The 15,903-nt window shown below is 62.1% G+C and carries 17 protein-coding genes; all 17 read left to right on the forward strand.

From position 1 onward, the window contains the following. Positions 1-100 precede the first annotated feature (100 nt). The 17 genes from RR842_RS03115 (at position 101) to atpC (ending at position 15,431) form a co-directional block, all read left to right on the forward strand. Complete coding sequence (locus RR842_RS03115) at positions 101-1,864, forward strand: diguanylate cyclase (protein ID WP_332553689.1); 1,764 nt, start codon at positions 101-103, stop codon at positions 1,862-1,864. A gap of 110 nt (positions 1,865-1,974) precedes the next feature. After that, positions 1,975-2,559, forward strand: coding sequence for an L-threonylcarbamoyladenylate synthase (locus RR842_RS03120; RefSeq protein ID WP_332521198.1), 585 nt, complete (start codon positions 1,975-1,977; stop codon positions 2,557-2,559). Positions 2,560-2,705: 146 nt separating this feature from the next. Beyond that, positions 2,706-3,677: a lysophospholipase gene (locus RR842_RS03125; RefSeq protein ID WP_332512677.1), complete on the forward strand. Its 972-nt coding sequence runs from the start codon at positions 2,706-2,708 to the stop codon at positions 3,675-3,677. Next, entirely contained in the window at positions 3,656-5,149 is a 1,494-nt protein-coding gene (gene glpK, locus RR842_RS03130) for a glycerol kinase GlpK (protein WP_332517876.1), read from the forward strand. Before RR842_RS03125 ends, glpK begins: the two co-directional genes overlap by 22 nt. 68 nt (positions 5,150-5,217) lie before the next feature. Continuing rightward, positions 5,218-5,658, forward strand: coding sequence for a ribose 5-phosphate isomerase B (rpiB, locus tag RR842_RS03135; protein WP_332512674.1), 441 nt, complete (start codon positions 5,218-5,220; stop codon positions 5,656-5,658). 76 nt (positions 5,659-5,734) lie between these two features. Beyond that, the gene (gene glyA / locus RR842_RS03140; protein ID WP_332521197.1) at positions 5,735-6,991 is read left to right on the forward strand and encodes a serine hydroxymethyltransferase; all 1,257 of its coding nucleotides are present in this window, start codon (positions 5,735-5,737) and stop codon (positions 6,989-6,991) included. A 17-nt stretch (positions 6,992-7,008) separates the two neighbouring features. Continuing rightward, positions 7,009-7,644 carry a uracil phosphoribosyltransferase gene (upp, locus tag RR842_RS03145; RefSeq protein WP_332512672.1) on the forward strand — a complete coding sequence of 212 codons (636 nt, stop codon included), beginning with the start codon at positions 7,009-7,011 and terminating at the stop codon, positions 7,642-7,644. Positions 7,645-7,653: 9 nt separating this feature from the next. After that, positions 7,654-8,124 carry a cytidine/deoxycytidylate deaminase family protein gene (locus RR842_RS03150; protein WP_332512671.1) on the forward strand — a complete coding sequence of 157 codons (471 nt, stop codon included), beginning with the start codon at positions 7,654-7,656 and terminating at the stop codon, positions 8,122-8,124. A gap of 280 nt (positions 8,125-8,404) precedes the next feature. Then, complete coding sequence (locus RR842_RS03155; RefSeq protein ID WP_332512669.1) at positions 8,405-8,686, forward strand: hypothetical protein; 282 nt, start codon at positions 8,405-8,407, stop codon at positions 8,684-8,686. 18 nt (positions 8,687-8,704) lie between these two features. Then, on the forward strand, positions 8,705-9,490 hold the full coding sequence (gene atpB / locus RR842_RS03160; protein WP_332512667.1) for a F0F1 ATP synthase subunit A: 786 nt from the start codon (positions 8,705-8,707) through the stop codon (positions 9,488-9,490). A gap of 142 nt (positions 9,491-9,632) precedes the next feature. Beyond that, on the forward strand, positions 9,633-9,851 hold the full coding sequence (gene atpE, locus RR842_RS03165; protein ID WP_009304825.1) for an ATP synthase F0 subunit C: 219 nt from the start codon (positions 9,633-9,635) through the stop codon (positions 9,849-9,851). Between the two features lie 54 nt (positions 9,852-9,905). Further along, complete coding sequence (gene atpF, locus RR842_RS03170) at positions 9,906-10,520, forward strand: F0F1 ATP synthase subunit B (protein WP_332512666.1); 615 nt, start codon at positions 9,906-9,908, stop codon at positions 10,518-10,520. Then, positions 10,510-11,091, forward strand: a complete 582-nt coding sequence (locus RR842_RS03175) for a F0F1 ATP synthase subunit delta (protein ID WP_332512665.1) — start codon at positions 10,510-10,512, stop codon at positions 11,089-11,091. Before atpF ends, RR842_RS03175 begins: the two co-directional genes overlap by 11 nt. Then, complete coding sequence (atpA, locus tag RR842_RS03180; protein WP_332553692.1) at positions 11,085-12,662, forward strand: F0F1 ATP synthase subunit alpha; 1,578 nt, start codon at positions 11,085-11,087, stop codon at positions 12,660-12,662. Before RR842_RS03175 ends, atpA begins: the two co-directional genes overlap by 7 nt. Positions 12,663-12,669: 7 nt before the next feature. Next, on the forward strand, positions 12,670-13,584 hold the full coding sequence (gene atpG / locus RR842_RS03185; RefSeq protein WP_332514566.1) for an ATP synthase F1 subunit gamma: 915 nt from the start codon (positions 12,670-12,672) through the stop codon (positions 13,582-13,584). Then, positions 13,585-15,021 (forward strand): F0F1 ATP synthase subunit beta, encoded by a 1,437-nt coding sequence (gene atpD, locus RR842_RS03190; protein WP_332514564.1) that lies wholly within the window; start codon positions 13,585-13,587, stop codon positions 15,019-15,021. Further along, a complete protein-coding gene (atpC, locus tag RR842_RS03195) occupies positions 15,021-15,431 on the forward strand; it encodes an ATP synthase F1 subunit epsilon (protein WP_332514561.1) in 411 nt (136 codons plus the stop codon). The genes atpD and atpC overlap by 1 nt, the downstream gene beginning before the upstream one ends. Positions 15,432-15,903: the final 472 nt, after the last annotated feature.

Below are 15,903 nucleotides of genomic sequence, written 5' to 3' on the forward strand. Positions count from 1 at the left end.
GGTCGATTTGCCAAGAATCTTCCTGCAGGGGCGGCGCATTCGTGGAATAATGAGGGTACTCTTCTTGCGGGCTGCGCTTCTTCTTCATGGGGACGGCTATATGGACGACAATCTCGATACCGCAGTACCCGATACGGACCTCCCGTCCGAATCGTCAGCTGCCGCTATCCCGTTCGACCACGGGGGAGACCAGTCTGTTCTCCGCATGATGATGGATGCCACCCCCTTGTGCGTGACCCTGTTCGACAGCCGGTCGAACTGCATCGACTGCAATCAGGAAGCCCTGCGCTTGTTCGAGGTGGGCACCCGTGAGGAATACACCGAACGGTTCTTCCGGTTCTCTCCGGAATTCCAGCCAGACGGCAGCTCTTCTGCTGAGGAGGCGTTCCGTTATCTTGCAAAGGCGCTTCGGGAGGGGTCCTGTGCGTTTCGGTGGACGCACCTTACTTCCACCGGCTGCGTGCTGCCCACGGAGATCACCCTCGTGCGGTTGAGCACCCCAGGCGAGGACGTCGTGGCCGGCTACGCACGCGACCTTCGCCCGCAGCTCGCTGCTGAACAGTTGGAGCGCAGCGCCAGTGAACGCGTGAAACTGCTGCTGGGTGCCTCGCCGCTGTTCGTGAGCCTGTGGAACCGCGACTACCAGAACATCGAGTGCAATCAGGAAGCCCTGAATCTGTTCGACATCGACGATAAGGGCACGTACCTCGACCATTTCTTCGACCTGTCGCCGGAGCGCCAGCCCGACGGAACGCTCACTTCGGACAAGGTACGCCAGGTCATCGACGAAGCCTTCGCCCGCGGTCGCTACGTATTCGAATGGATGCACTGCACGCCCGACGGCGAGCCCATCCCCTCCGAGGTCACGCTCGTGCGTCTGCAGTACCAAGGCGACTACGTCGTAGCCGGATACACGCGCGATATGCGTTCCCAGTTGGAGGCCGAGCGCAGTGCGCGGGAGTCTGCCAAGCGCCTGGACGCTCTTGTGCGATCGTTGCCTTTGGGTTGTATGTTCTGGACGGATGTCGGCGAGCTGCTGGAGTGCAACGAGCAGGCGGCGAAGATGTTCCGGCTTCCCGACGAGGCCGCGGTCCGCGAGCATTACTATACCGACCTGTTCCCGCCCAAACAGCCCGACGGGCGCAGCAGCGTGGAGAAAATCCGCGAGATGGTGAAAGAGGCTTTGGAGAGCGGGCATTCGGTCTCGGAGTGGATGTACCATACTATCGACGGCGAGCCCATTCCCTCGGAGCTGACGCTCGTGCCTATCAGCGACGGCTCGGACGGTTACCAGATTGCAAGCTACTGCCGCGATCTGCGCGAGCTTCAAAGTACGCTGGAGATAAACCGCAAGCTGCAGCAGCTGGCCTACTTCGACCCGCTTACGGGTGCTTCCAGCCGTATCAATTTCATGCAAATGCTGAAGGCCCGCATGGCCGACCTGCGGGAAGGCGACACGTTCGGCTTGGGCCTGTTCGACGTCGACCACTTCAAAGAAGTGAACGATGCCCATGGCCACAAGGCGGGCGACCTGGTGCTGGAAGCCATTGTTTCCCGTGTGCGGGACCTCATGCCCGAAGGCGGCATCGTGGGGCGCTATGGCGGCGACGAGTTCATGGTGCAGCTAGGTGTGATGGGGCGGCACGAACTCGAGCAGTGGTACGCTCGCTTGCTGCGCGAGATTTCCCGTATCAAGGTGACCGCGGACAGCGAGATCCTCGGTACGGCTATCAGCCTGGGGTGCTGTTTTTGGCAACCCGCCTGCCATGATGCCGAAGTGCTGCTCGAGCAGGCCGATGCCGCCCTCTACGAGGCCAAGAACGCAGGCAGGAACTGCTACGTCATGAGAGACTTCATCTGCTAAGATAGGTCGTCGAACCAAGAGGGACCGCTGTATACGCGCGGCCGTGCAGGGCCGGAGTGTCGGCTCTGGCAGATGGCCGCTCAGCACAACGAGGCGACAGGGAACCGCAGATGAGCACTATCGAACAAGCAGCCGCAGCGCTCAGGCGCGGCCACGCGGTCGTTTTCCCCACCGATACCGTATACGGTGTCGGCGTGGCCGTGGGAGCTGCGGGAAGCCCGCAAGCACTCTACGACCTGAAGGAGCGCGACCGGGGCAAACCCATTGCCTGGCTGGTGGGAGGGGCCGGCGATCTCGAGCGTTACGGGTCGGATGTGCCTGACGTGGCCTATCGTCTGGCTCGGGCGTATTGGCCGGGGCCGCTTACCCTTATCGTGAAGGCCGGGGCCGCCGTGCCCGTGCCATTTCGCTCCGCTGCGGGAACCATCGGCCTGCGCATGCCCGACAACGCCACCGCGCTTGCGCTCGTGCAGGCGGCGGGCGAGCCGCTTGCCACCACGTCGGCGAACCTGTCGGGACACAAGGCCCCTTGCACGGTCGAAGCGCTCGATCCCCTGGTCGTCTCTCGCGCTGCGGCGCTGGTCGCCGATGCAGACGATTCGGGAAAAAGCGGTGTAGCCTCTACCGTTGTGGACTGCACGCAGATTCCCCCCGTTATCGTTCGCGCAGGTGCCGTTATTCCGCCGCTCGGCTAACGTTTCCCTTCTGCTTCAGAAGCGCCGGGCCTCTGATGTTGAAGGTGCGTGCTCGCCCCTGCTGGGTAACGGGTTGAGATGGCGAGAGGCCCTGTTGTGCGCTCGCGCTATAATGGAGGGAAACCTACGAGCTTGGGAGGGCGCATATGGTTGCAGCGACATCCGTTTCATCGGTCGGTTTCCTGTCGTATGACGGCACAACGCAGATCAAAGGCATGGTCTGGATTCCCGAGGGGGCGGCGAGCGCAGCTCCGCGCGGCATCGTGCAGATCGTGCACGGTATGGCCGAATACATCGGCCGCTACGACGATTTTGCTCGCTTCCTGGCAGGGCAGGGCTACGTGGTATGCGCTCACGACCATATCGGCCACGGCAAAAGCGCACCTTCGTCCGATCGCTACGGCTGTCTGCCTGCGCAAGGCGGCAAGGACACGCTTATCGAGGATGTGCACGAATTGCGCAAGACTGTGGCGGCCCGCTATGCGCGGCAGACGCCCTATATCCTGTTCGGCCACTCTATGGGAAGCTTCGTCGTGCGTGCCTACCTTGCGCGCTACGCCGAGGGGCTGGCCGCCGCTGTCCTCTGCGGTACCGGGCAGCAGCCTCTTGCGCTGTCGAAAGGGGGTAACTTCCTGGCACGCCGCATCGCCGCGTCGAAGGGTGAGGATGCCAAAAGTCCGCTGCTGCACAACATGGGCGCTGGTGCGTACTCCAAGCAGGTCGAGGGCGCGCGCACGGAATTCGACTGGATATCTACTGACCCGGCCGTCGTGGACGCCTACATCGCCGACGAGCAGTGCGGGTTCATGTTCTCGGTAGGCGGATACGCGGCGCTGACCGAGCTGACCGGCGAGATAGCCACGCGTGCATGCGCCGCAAAGGTGCCGCATGACCTGCCCCTGCTGTTCGTGTCGGGAGCCGAGGATCCGGTGGGCGGGTGCGGCAAAGGGGTGCGTGCCGCTGCCGAACACCTGCGCCAGGCCGGCGTGGCGCAGGTGGATGTCATCCTGTACGAGGGCATGCGCCACGAGATATTGAACGAACCGGGACACGACCGAGTGTATGCCGACGTGGCCCGATGGATGGAGGAGCACGCATGCACGCGTCCTACGTCATAGCGCTTGATCAGGGCACCACGTCGTCGCGCGCCATGCTCGTCGACGCTGCGGGCTGCATCGTCGATGCGGTGCAGAACACGTTCCCCCAGATATATCCGCATCCCGGCTGGGTGGAGCACGACCCGCGCGACATCCTGTCCTCGCAGCTGTCTGCACTCACCGAGCTCATGGTGTGCCGTTCCTTGGAACCCTCCGACATCGACAGTATCGGCATCACGAACCAGCGCGAGACCACGGTGCTGTGGAACCGCGAGACAGGCCAGCCCGTGGCGAATGCCATCGTATGGCAGTGCCGCCGCACGGCTCCCATCATCGAGGAGCTGTGCGGCAGCGCCGACACGGTTCGCGCTATCGCCGACAAGACGGGGCTTGTGCCCGATGCGTACTTCTCGGCTAGTAAGATCAAGTGGCTGCTGGACCACGTGCCCGGCGCGCGTGAGGACGCTGAGGCAGGCAGGCTCGCCTTCGGCACCGTGGACAGCTGGCTGGTCTGGGTGCTCACGAACGGTCGCGTGCATGCCACCGATGTGACGAATGCCAGCCGCACCATGCTCTATAACATTCACGAGATGCGCTGGGACCCTTGGTTGCTGGACCTGTTCGGCATCCCCGCCTCGCTCTTGCCCGAAGTGCGCCCCTCGTCGGGCGATTTCGGCCAGACGGCAAACCCCGGCATCGCTCCGGGCATCCCCATCCGCGGCGTGGCGGGCGATCAGCAGGCCGCCTTGTTCGGGCAGTGCTGCTTCGAGGCCGGCCAGGCCAAGAACACGTACGGCACCGGCTGCTTTCTGCTCATGCATACGGGAGCCGAGGCGTGTCGGTCCACCCACAACCTGGTTACGACCATCGCCGCATCGGCTCCCGGCACCCCGCATCCCGAGTACGCGCTCGAGGGTAGCGTGTTCATGGCGGGGGCGCTTATGCAGTGGCTGCGCGACGAGCTGGGCCTGATCGGCGACGTGTCCGAGACTTCCGCGTTGGCGCGCAGCGTAGAGAGTGCTGGCGGCGTGTACGTGGTGCCGGCGTTCACCGGCCTTGGAGCCCCGTACTGGGATGCCGACGCGCGCGGCGCCATCTACGGCCTCACGCGCGGCACGAGCCGGGCGCATATCGTGCGCGCCGCCGTCGAGTCGCTGGCCTACCAAGTGTACGACTTGGCACAAGCCATGGAGGCTGACGCGGGCCGGGCCTTAAGCGTGCTGAAGGTGGACGGCGGTGCCTCGGCGAACGATTTTCTCATGCAGTTCCAAAGCGACCTCTTGCGCACGCCTCTGCATCGTCCCCAGAATACGGAGACGACAGCGCTGGGCGCGGCCTATTTGGCCGGTTTGTCCACGGGCTTCTGGAAGGACGCGGGCCGTCTGTGCGATCTGCGCTCAACGGATGCGGTGTACGAACCTTGCATGGAGGATGCCCGCCATGCAGAGCTTTTGGCCGGATGGAAGCGAGCCGTACAGCGCACGATGAGCTAGGGATCGCGTTGTTTTGTCGAGCGGCGCGGAAGGTTGTAGGAAAGAGAAAGCTCGGAGAAAGGCACCAAATGAAGATCAGCATTGCAAGTGACCACGCGGGTTTCTGCCAGAAGCAGCCGCTTGCCGCGTATCTGCGCGAACGGGGCCATGACGTAATTGACCGTGGGCCCGCCACCGACGAGAGGGTTGACTATCCGGACTTTGCCGAGCTGGTTGCGCGCGACGTTGCCGACGGCATGGCCGAGCGCGGCGTGCTGGTGTGCGGCACGGGTATCGGCATGGCGGTGGCGGCGAACAAGGTGGACGGCATCCGGGCCGCGAACGTGGTCACGCCCGAGTTTGCGGCGCTCGCGCGCGAGCACAACGACGCGAACATTGTTACGGTGTCGGCCCGTTTCGTCGACGAGGCGGTGAACCGCGCCATCCTAGATGCGTTCCTGTCTACCGATTTCGGCGGCGGGCGCCATGCAGATCGCGTGGCAAAGATCGCCGCTCTCGAAAGCAAGTAGCCCGCAAACTCCTCGGCGCCCGCGCCTTTGTGCTAGCATAAGCGCACTCTGTATGAACCTGCGAAAGGAAGCCCTCATGCCCTTGACCTACCTGTCCCAGGCCGATGCCGCCGTTGCCGACGTGCTGCGCCAGGAACTTGCCCGCGAGCGCGACTCCGTCGAGCTCATCGCGTCTGAGAACTTCACGTCGCTTGCCGTCATGGAAGCCGTGGGCAGCGTGCTCACGAACAAGTACGCCGAGGGCTATCCCCGCAAGCGCTACTACGGCGGCTGCGAGAAGGTCGACATCGTGGAAGACCTGGCACGCGACCGCGCCTGCGCGCTGTTCGGCTCGAACTTTGCCAACGTGCAGCCCCATTGCGGTGCAAACGCGAACCTGGGCGCCTACGAGGCCCTGATCGGGTTGGGCGACACGGTGCTGGGCATGAGCCTAGCCGAGGGCGGGCACCTCACGCACGGCTCGCCGGTGAACTTCTCGGGTCGCCACTATAACTTTGCCAGCTACGGCGTGGACGCCGAGACCGAGACCATCGACTACGACGAGGTGGAGCGCATTGCCAAGGACGTGCGGCCCAAGCTCATAGTAGGCGGTGCCAGCGCCTATCCGCGCATCATCGACTTCGAGCGCATGGCCGCTATCGCGCACGAGGTGGGCGCGTACTTCATGGTGGACATGGCCCACATTGCCGGCCTTGTGGCCACGGGCGCACACCCGAGCCCCGTGCCCTACGCCGACGTGGTCACGTCCACCAGCCACAAGACGCTGCGCGGCCCGCGCGGCGGCTTCATTCTCTCGAACGACGAGGGCATTGCCAAGAAGATCGACAAGGCCGTGTTCCCCGGCACGCAGGGCGGCCCGCTCATGCACGTCATCGCGGGCAAGGCTGTGGCCTTCGGCGAGGCGCAGCAGCCGGCCTACAAAGACTACATCGATCACGTGGTGGAGAACGCCCGCACGCTGGGCGCCGGCATGATGGACGGGGGTCTGCGCCTGGTGTCCGGCGGCACCGACAACCACCTGTGCCTCGTGGACCTCACGCCCGCCGATGTCACGGGTAAGGATGCCGAGAAGCTGCTGGAGAGCGTCGGTCTTACCGTGAACAAGAACTCCATCCCCAACGAGCCGCGCAGCCCGTTTGTTACCAGCGGCATCCGCGTGGGTTCGGCGGCGGCAACGACTCGCGGCTTCACTGCCGACGACTTCTATGAAGTGGGCCAGCTTATCGCCGCTACGGTGTTCAATGCCGAAAGCGACGCGAAGCTCGCCGACATCCGCACCAAGGTAGCCGCCCTGCTGGCCGCCCATCCGCTCTACTCCGAGTTGGATTACTAGGAAAGAAGGCTGTACCTATGCGCTACGATCGCGTAACCGTCGTCGACCATCCGATGGTGCAGCACAAGCTGTCGAAGCTGCGCAGCAAAGACACGTCGTCCAAAGACTTCCGCGCTCTTGTGCGCGAACTTGCCCTGTTCGAGGGCTACGAGGCTACGCGTGATCTGGCGTTGGAGGACGTCGAGGTGGAAACGCCCATCTGCAAGACCACGTGCAAGCAAGTCGCCGGCAAGAAGATGGTCATCGTTCCTATCTTGCGTGCCGGTCTCGGCATGGTGGAGGGCCTCCAGGAGCTCATGCCCTCCACGTTCGTAGGCCATCTGGGCACGTACCGCGACCCCGAGACCCACGAGCCGCACGAGTACTACGCCAAGATGCCCGACAGCATCGCCCAGCGCGACGTGCTGGTGGTGGACCCCATGCTTGCCACCGGCGGCTCGGCTGTGACAGCCATTCAGTACCTGCGGAAGCGCGGCGTGAAGAACATCAAGCTCGTGGTGCTGGTCGCCGCCCCCGAGGGCATAGAGGCGGTCCTCGCCGCCGATCCGGGCGTGCAGATCTACACCTGTGCCGTCGACGAGTGCCTGAACGACCACGCTTATATCGTACCCGGCCTAGGCGATGCCGGCGACCGTATCTTCGGCACCAAGTAAGGAGCGCGCATGGATTTGGATGCACCGCAGCCCGACAGCCGTCCCAGCTGGGACGAATACTTCATGAAGCTGGCCCGCGAGGTGGCCACGCGCACGACGTGCCTGCGCCGTGGCGTGGGTGCCGTCATCGTGAAGGACCGCCGTATCCTGGCAACGGGCTACAACGGCGTGCCTACCGGTCTTGCGCACTGCGCCGAGGCCGGCTGCCTGCGCCAGCAACTCGGCGTGCCCAGCGGGCAGCGCCATGAGATATGCCGTGGACTCCATGCCGAGCAGAATGCCATCATCCAGGCGGCGCGCTACGGCATCAACATCACGGGCGCATCTATCTACATCACCACGCAACCCTGCGTAGTGTGCGCCAAGATGCTCATCAACGCTGGCATCGAGGAAATCGTGTACGCGAACCCGTATCCCGACGAACTGGCCATGTCTATGCTTGCCGAGACGGATATCAAACTGCGCGTGTACGGCGAGTAGGAGGAAAGGCGGCGCGCCAGCGCCGCTTTTTCCCTTTCTGAAGCGGCATTATGAAGGTGACCGAGGGGCGTTCTCCCTCGTTGCGCCGAATTGCCTTGCATTATACGGTTTCATGCAGAAGTGCCCGTGCTTTATTCAGTTTTCTGCCGGTTTTATCCATCCACTCACCCGAAAAATGTAAGTTTTCGTTACCTTCTCGTTAGTTAGTCAGCAAGTTCCGTTATCATACGAACCGGTTAAGTTGGGCGCGTGTAAAAACCGCGCAGATCGAAAGCAGGCTATGATACTCGCAATTTTGCTAGGGGCGCTTTCCGGGGCAGTGGGCGTGCTGCCGTTGTTTCTCGGGTTGCGTATGACGAGGCGGGTGACCGACACCAGCAATCTAGGCCATGCAGGCGCTCTTATGCTTGGCGTGCTGTTGTCGTTCATCGTCCTTTTCCTTGCTGCGATCGCCTGCGTGGTCCTTGCGCGCGAAAGCGCGGTGCCCTTCGTCTTAGCTGAAGCAGCGGTGCTGGTCGCAGCTGCCATCGGCTATGGCGTGTATACATTTGTGCGTAAGTAGGATGGAAAGGTAAGACACGTGAATCCTCTTGAGACACTCGCAGCCGAGGTTCCCCATCTGAAGGAATCGTTTGATCCGACCTTCGTGTTCGGCTCGGCGCCGTTCGGCATGACGCAGTATGTGCTGTGGATGATCATCTGCTTCGTTATCACGCTTATCGTGGTGATGACGGCGGCAAAGCGCTTGACGTTGGTTCCCACGAACAAGTTTGCCCATATGGTCGAGTACGGCTACGAGTTCGTGAAAAAGGACATGGGGGAGAGCGCCATCGGACACGGCTACAAGAAGCACCTGCCGTTTTTGTGCACGATGTTCTTCTTCATCCTCATCAGCAATTTCGTCGGCCTTGTGCCGGGCTTCAAAACGCCTACCGGATCTTTGAGCATTACCTGGGCCTTGGCGGCGGTATCGTTTATCTACTTCATCTTCTGGGGCATCAAGTCCAAGGGCTTGGGCGGCTATCTGAAGTCGTTCGCACCCTCTGGCCTCCCGATCGTCATGGTGCCCATCGTGTGGTTCCTTGAGCTGTTCTCCACGGTGCTGCGTGTGCTCACGCTGGCCGTGCGACTCTACGGCAACATGTTCGCCGGCCATATGGTGCTGGGTATCTTCGCCTTGCTCACTACGGTGTTCATCGAGTCTGCCATCCAGGGTGCGGGCGTAGCGGTCGGCGGCATCTCCATCGCGTGGATGCTGTTCCTGTTCGCTATGTATGCACTGGAGATACTGGTCGCCTTCTTGCAGGCCTACGTGTTCACCATCCTGAGCGCGGTCTACATCGGTCTGGCTACGTCCGACCACTAGGAGGCATCCGCCGCCTCGCGCGGCAGCGTCTGTAAGGACGCGCAACATCGGTTCTATCCGGCTATTCCACGGCTGGTTGGTACATAAACAGGTTGTCCAAAGTTCTCCGGGGTAGGCTCGGGAACGGTAAAAGGAGGAAATTGTGGAGATTACACTCGCTCTCGCGGCCCTGAAGCTCGTCGGCTACGGCCTGTCGACCATCGGCCCTGGCCTTGGCATCGGCATCGCCTGCTACGGCTGCTGCGTCGCGACCGCTCGTCAGCCCGAACTGCAGGGACGTCTGTTCACGAACTTCATCATCGGCGCTGCCCTCGCTGAGGCTCTTGGCCTCATCGGCTTCGTTCTTACCTTCATTGTGTAACCGAGCCCTTATTCGGAATCTAGTGCCGTATAAAGGCCTAAAGGAGGTACGTACGTGAAAGCAAGAGCGAAGAAAGCATCGGCCCGTATCGGGCTTGCCGCGTGTGCCGCATCGGGCATGACGTTTGCTTTTCCCGCGCTCGCGTTCGCTAGTGAGGAGAAGGGCGGCATCAGCGCCATTTTGCCGGACATGGCGGAATTTATCCCCATGCTCATCATCTTCATCCTCCTGTGGGTTGTTCTCGCAAAGTTCGGCTGGCCCAAGTTCAATGCCATGCTGGAGAAGCGCGAGAACACGATCAAGGACTCCCTTGAGAAGTCCGAGGCGGCCCGCATTGAGAGCGAACGTATGCTCGAGGAGTACAAGCGCCAGCTGCAAGAAGCCAAGTCGCAGGCTGCTCAGATCATCGCCGATGCCAAAAAGACCGGCGAAGCGGTGAAGGCCGACATTACCGACAAGGCCCAGACCGAGGCTGCCAACATGGTCGAGAAGGCCCGCGCGGCCATTGAGACCGAGAAAAAGGCCGCCATTGCCGAGCTGCAAGGTTCAGTGGCCGATACGTCCATCGCCGTGGCCTCGCGCCTTGTCGGCGAGGACCTGAGCGACGATGAGCACCGTAAGATCATCGAGCGCTACGTGAACGAGGCGGGCAGTTTCAATGCCAATTAATCGCCACGTCGTAAGAGAAGAAGTCGCCACGTACGCGTCGGTCCTGCTGGACGGCGCTTACGAGGCCGGCGGGCAGAGCGCCGTGCTTGAAGTGCGCGATCAGCTCGAGGACATTCTGCGGGCCACGCGTTCGAGCATGGACCTCTCGACCATGTTGGAGGATACCTCCTCCTACACGGCCGAGCAGCGCACCCAGGTTGTGCGCGGCGTGTTTGCAGAGTGCAACCCGGTTCTCGTCGATGTGCTGGCCGTCATGGCCGAGCGTGGCGATGGCGCGTTGATCACGCGTGTGTGGGAAAGCTACAACGATCAGCTCGAGCGCAGGCTCAACGTGAGCGTCGTGGACGTGACCACCGTGGTGGCACTCGACGACAAGCTGCGTGATCTGATCATCAACAAGACCGCCGCCGACTTGGGTACGGATGTCGTATTGCGTGAGCATATCGACCAGTCCCTCTTGGGCGGCATACTCATGAGTGCCAACGGCAAGCGAATCGACGCCAGTGTCCTGACGCAGCTGGAAAGCGCTCGCAACGTGCTCAAACTATCAACAGATGGAGGTGAATGCTAGTGACTGAAATCACCGCAAAGTCTATTGACGAGGCACTGCGCAAGCAGCTCGACGCTCTGAATACGAGCGTCGAATCCCGCGAAGTCGGCACCGTGATCCAGATCGGCGACGGTATCGCCCGTATCGACGGCCTGAAAGACGCTATGGCCGGCGAGCTCCTTGAGTTCGTGGGGCAGAGCGGCAAGACCGTATACGGTTTGGCCCAGAACCTCGAAGAAGACGAAGTCGGCGCCGTGCTCCTCGGTGACGTCACCGCAATCAAGGAAAACGACCAGGTCCGTACGACCGGCCGTATCGTGGAGATCCCCTCGGGCAAGGAAATGCTCGGTCGCGTCGTGAACGCGCTGGGCATGCCCATCGACGGCAAGGGCCCCATTACCCCCGAGGGTATGCGCCCCGTCGAGTTCAAGGCTCCCGGCGTTATCGCCCGTAAGCCCGTGCACGAGCCCATGCAGACGGGCATCCTGGCCATCGACTCGATGATCCCCATCGGCCGCGGCCAGCGCGAGCTTATCATCGGCGACCGCCAGACCGGCAAGACGGCCATTGCGGTTGATGCTATCATCAACCAAAAGGGCAAGGGCATGATCTGCATCTACGTGGCTATTGGCCAAAAGGCCTCCACGGTTGCAGGCATCGTCGAGACGCTCGAGCGCTACGGTGCTATGGAATACACCATTGTGGTGAACGCCTCGGCATCCGACTCCGCCCCGCTGCAGTACATCGCCCCTATGGCGGGTGCCGCTATCGGCGAGTTCTTCATGTATAACGGCGAGGACGGAAAGCCGGCAACGGCCGAGAATCCGGGCCGCCACGTGCTTTGCATCTACGACGACCTGTCCAAGCAGGCGGTCGCCTATCGCCAGATGTCGCTGACGCTGCGTCGTCCTCCGGGACGCGAGGCCTACCCCGGCGACGTGTTCTACCTGCATTCGCGCCTGCTCGAGCGCGCGGTGAAGATGAACGACGAGAATGGTGCGGGCTCCTTGACGGCGCTTCCCATCATCGAGACGCAGGCCGGCGACGTGTCTGCCTACATCCCGACGAACGTCATCTCCATTACCGACGGGCAGATCTTCCTGCAGACCGACCTGTTCTTCCAGGGTCAGCGCCCTGCTGTCGACGTAGGCATCTCGGTGTCGCGCGTTGGCGGTTCCGCGCAGATCAAGGCCATGAAGCAGGTTGCCGGTTCGCTGCGCCTCGACCTTGCGTCGTTCCGCGAGCTGCAGGCGTTCACGCAGTTCGGCAGCGATCTGGACAAAGCCACGCAGGACCAGCTCAATCGCGGTGCACGCATGACCGAGCTTTTGAAGCAGGGTCGCTACAACCCGATGCCGGTCGAAGAGCAGGCTGTTTCCATCTACGCAGGCGGGCATGGCCATCTCGACACCGTTTCCGTTGCCGACGTGGTGCGTTTTCGCAGCGAGCTACTCGAGTTCCTCCGTGCTTCCAAGCCGGAGATCCTCGAGAACATCGTGAAGGAGCAGAAGTTTACCGATGCGATCGAAACGGAGCTGAGCGCCGCTATTGAGACGTTCAAGCTACAGTTTTCGGCGACAGCGCAAAGGTAGGTAAACCATGCCCAACCTTCACGACATCGAACGGCGCATCAACTCCGTCTCCTCGACGAAGCAGATCACGCGTACCATGGAGATGGTTGCTGCTGCGAAAATCCGTCGTGCCACCGAGCACGTGGACAACGCGACGCCGTATGCCGAATCCATGATGGAGATGCTGGCGAACGTCGCCGAGCGCGTGGGCGGATCTGAGAACGCCTTGCTCCGCAAGCACGACGAGGTCAAGAACGTGCTCGTGGTGGCTGTCGTGTCGGACCGGGGGCTCGCAGGCGGGTTCAACACCAACGTGTTGCGCCACGTCGAGCACCTTATGAAGGACAAGCAGGCTGCAGGTGCCGAGGTAAAGATCGTCGCCTGCGGCAAGAAGGCTGGCGGCTATTTCACCTACCGCAAGGTCGAGCCGGTTTTGGAGTTCAAGGACTGCTCGGCCGATCCGACGGTCGATGAAGCAGCTGCTGTTGCCGCCTACGCCATCGACGGCTATGAGAAAGGCGAGCTCGACGAGGTTATCGTAGTGTACAACCACGCGAAGAACGCTGCCGAGCAGACCTTGCGCGAAGAGCTTGTGCTACCGATCGACACGGAAGTGCTGCTGGCGGATTCGGGCTTGTCACCCGAGGCCCAAGCTGAGACCGAGCATGCCTCTGCCCTCACCGGAGATGTGGTGTTCGAGCCGGATGCTGCGGGTGTGCTTGACCGCTTGCTGCCGGCCTACGTGCGCACGACGATCTACCATGCGCTCATCGACTCGGCAGCCGCCGAGCAGGGTGCGCGCCGTACTGCGATGAAATCGGCGACCGACAACGCCAACGAAGTGGTTGAACTGCTGACCAGACTGTATAACCGTGTACGCCAGGGCGCCATCACGACCGAGATTTCTGAGATCGTCGGCGGCGCTGCGGCTTTGGAGGAATAAATGGCTGAGACTAACACTGCATCGGCCAAGGGCGCGACTGGGCGCATCGTCCGCATTGTCGGCGCTGTCGTCGACGTTGAGTTTCCGCCGGATCAAATGCCGGCGATCTACAACGCCCTGACCGTAGATGCAACCACCCCTATCGGGGAAGTGAAGACGGTACTGGAGGTGCAGGCGCACCTTCCCGGCGACCTCGTGCGCACCGTCGCCATGTCGTCTACCGACGGCATGGTGCGCGGCCTTGAGGCCGTCGACACCGGCAACCCCATCATGATGCCCGTAGGTCCGAACACCCTGGGCCGCATTTGGAACGTCATCGGCGAGCCTGTCGATGGCAAGCCTATGCCCGAGATCGCCGAGTGGATGCCCATCCACCACCCGGCCCCCGACTACGACACGCTTACCACCACGACGGAGATCTTCGAGACCGGCATCAAGGTCGTCGACCTCATCGAGCCTTACGTCAAGGGCGGCAAGACGGGTCTGTTCGGCGGTGCCGGCGTCGGCAAAACCGTTATCATCCAGGAACTCATTAACAACCTGGCCCAAGAGCATGGTGGCACGTCGGTGTTCACGGGTGTGGGCGAGCGTACCCGCGAGGGTACCGACCTGTACATCGAGATGAGCGAGTCGGGCGTTATCGACAAGACTTGCCTTGTGTACGGCCAGATGAACGAGCCCCCCGGAGCGCGTCTGCGCGTCGGCTTGGCGGGTCTGACGGAGGCCGAGTACTTCCGTGACCAGGGCCAGGACGTTTTGCTGTTCATCGACAACATCTTCCGTTTCACGCAGGCTGGCTCCGAGGTGTCCGCACTTCTCGGCCGCATGCCCTCCGCCGTTGGCTACCAGCCCACGCTGGCAACCGAGATGGGCGACCTGCAGGAGCGCATCACGTCCACCGAGACCGGCTCCATCACCTCGGTGCAGGCCGTGTACGTGCCCGCCGACGACTTGACCGACCCCGCGCCGGCCACGACGTTTACCCACTTGGACGCGAAGACGGTTCTGTCCCGTTCGATCGCCGAGCTGGGTATCTATCCGGCCGTCGACCCGCTGGAGTCCACTTCTCGCGCGCTTGACCCGGAGATCGTGGGCGAGGAGCACTACCGCGTGGCCTTGGGTGTTCAGGAGGTGCTGCAGAACTACAAGGATCTGCAGGACATCATCTCCATCCTCGGCATGGACGAGCTTTCCGAGGAGCAGAAGCTCGTCGTGAACCGCGCCCGTAAGATCCAGAAGTACCTGGGCCAGCCGTTCCATGTGGCCGAGGTGTTCACGGGCAACCCGGGCAAGTATGTGAAGATGGAAGACACCATTCGCTCGTTTGCTGAGATACTCGACGGCAAGTGCGACCACATTCCCGAGCAGTGCTTTGTGTACAAGGGCGCTATCGAGGACGTGTACGAGGCGTACGACAAGATGCAGAAGGCTGAATAATGGCCGGGCTCGTGTGCGACATCGTGACGCCGCAGGCGTTGCTGTATTCCGACGACGCATATATGGTGGTCGTGCCGGGCGTCGAAGGCGAGATGGGCTTTCTGCAAGGCCACGTGCCGCTGGTTTCGGTGCTGGCCGATGGCGTGACGCGTGTGCAGAACCAGAAAGACGGCGACGCCAAGCGCTTCGCGCTGCAGGGCGGCTACGTAGAGGTAACGGGCGAGAAGGTTATCATCTTGGCCGACCGTGCGCTGCCGGTGGACGCTATCGATGCGGGGGCCGTTCGCGACCAGCTGGCTGGCCTCGAGGCCGACTTGGCTGCGCTGTCGGACGAGGAGGCTTCCAAGTCGACGCTTCCTGCCGATGTAGCATGGTGCCAGGTGCAGTTGAAAGCAATCGACGCTGCATAAGGCTCTCGGTTGCAAAACGAACCAATGAGAGAGGCCTCGGGAAACCGGGGCCTCTCTGCATCGCCCGGGTGGTGCGCGGCATATGCTCAAACAGGTCCTCTTGCATCATCGTGCAGGGCCTCGTCTGCCGGGTCCAAGGGTTCCTGGAGCGCACGTCCAGCTTCGGGAAGAGGTGGTGGGCGTGCGTGTTTGCAGTGCTGACTGGCTTTTTGCGTGCCCGCCCCGACGCCGATGGCGAAGTGCTCATGGCTCCCGTCGTCCAAACCCTGCGCCTGGATATAGAAAGAGGGCAGCTAAAAAGCCACCCTCTCGTTTTCGCACGGGGACTCCACGCACCCCGCAAGCCCCTAAAGGCCAGAAACCCTCTTGCCTAAAACAGCCTAATCTTCAATCCCCCGCAAACGTTGTACGTGCAGGTAGTTATCGAAATACGTTTCATCTTCGGGAATAAAGATATCCTCAGGGGCTTTTT

The sequence above is a fragment of the Gordonibacter sp. genome (assembly GCF_036667095.1).
Taxonomy (GTDB): domain Bacteria; phylum Actinomycetota; class Coriobacteriia; order Coriobacteriales; family Eggerthellaceae; genus Gordonibacter.

What these genes read in the sequence shown, in the direction of transcription:
- RR842_RS03150 (WP_332512671.1), top strand. Translation starts at nt 7,654, where the DNA reads ATGGATTTGGATGCACCGCAGCCCGACAGCCGTCCCAGCTGGGACGAA.
- atpC (WP_332514561.1), top strand. Translation starts at nt 15,021, where the DNA reads ATGGCCGGGCTCGTGTGCGACATCGTGACGCCGCAGGCGTTGCTGTAT.
- RR842_RS03155 (WP_332512669.1), top strand. Translation starts at nt 8,405, where the DNA reads ATGATACTCGCAATTTTGCTAGGGGCGCTTTCCGGGGCAGTGGGCGTG.
- atpD (WP_332514564.1), top strand. Translation starts at nt 13,585, where the DNA reads ATGGCTGAGACTAACACTGCATCGGCCAAGGGCGCGACTGGGCGCATC.
- rpiB (WP_332512674.1), top strand. Translation starts at nt 5,218, where the DNA reads ATGAAGATCAGCATTGCAAGTGACCACGCGGGTTTCTGCCAGAAGCAG.
- RR842_RS03125 (WP_332512677.1), top strand. Translation starts at nt 2,706, where the DNA reads ATGGTTGCAGCGACATCCGTTTCATCGGTCGGTTTCCTGTCGTATGAC.
- glpK (WP_332517876.1), top strand. Translation starts at nt 3,656, where the DNA reads ATGCACGCGTCCTACGTCATAGCGCTTGATCAGGGCACCACGTCGTCG.
- atpG (WP_332514566.1), top strand. Translation starts at nt 12,670, where the DNA reads ATGCCCAACCTTCACGACATCGAACGGCGCATCAACTCCGTCTCCTCG.
- RR842_RS03120 (WP_332521198.1), top strand. Translation starts at nt 1,975, where the DNA reads ATGAGCACTATCGAACAAGCAGCCGCAGCGCTCAGGCGCGGCCACGCG.
- RR842_RS03115 (WP_332553689.1), top strand. Translation starts at nt 101, where the DNA reads ATGGACGACAATCTCGATACCGCAGTACCCGATACGGACCTCCCGTCC.
- upp (WP_332512672.1), top strand. Translation starts at nt 7,009, where the DNA reads ATGCGCTACGATCGCGTAACCGTCGTCGACCATCCGATGGTGCAGCAC.
- RR842_RS03175 (WP_332512665.1), top strand. Translation starts at nt 10,510, where the DNA reads ATGCCAATTAATCGCCACGTCGTAAGAGAAGAAGTCGCCACGTACGCG.
- atpA (WP_332553692.1), top strand. Translation starts at nt 11,085, where the DNA reads ATGCTAGTGACTGAAATCACCGCAAAGTCTATTGACGAGGCACTGCGC.
- glyA (WP_332521197.1), top strand. Translation starts at nt 5,735, where the DNA reads ATGCCCTTGACCTACCTGTCCCAGGCCGATGCCGCCGTTGCCGACGTG.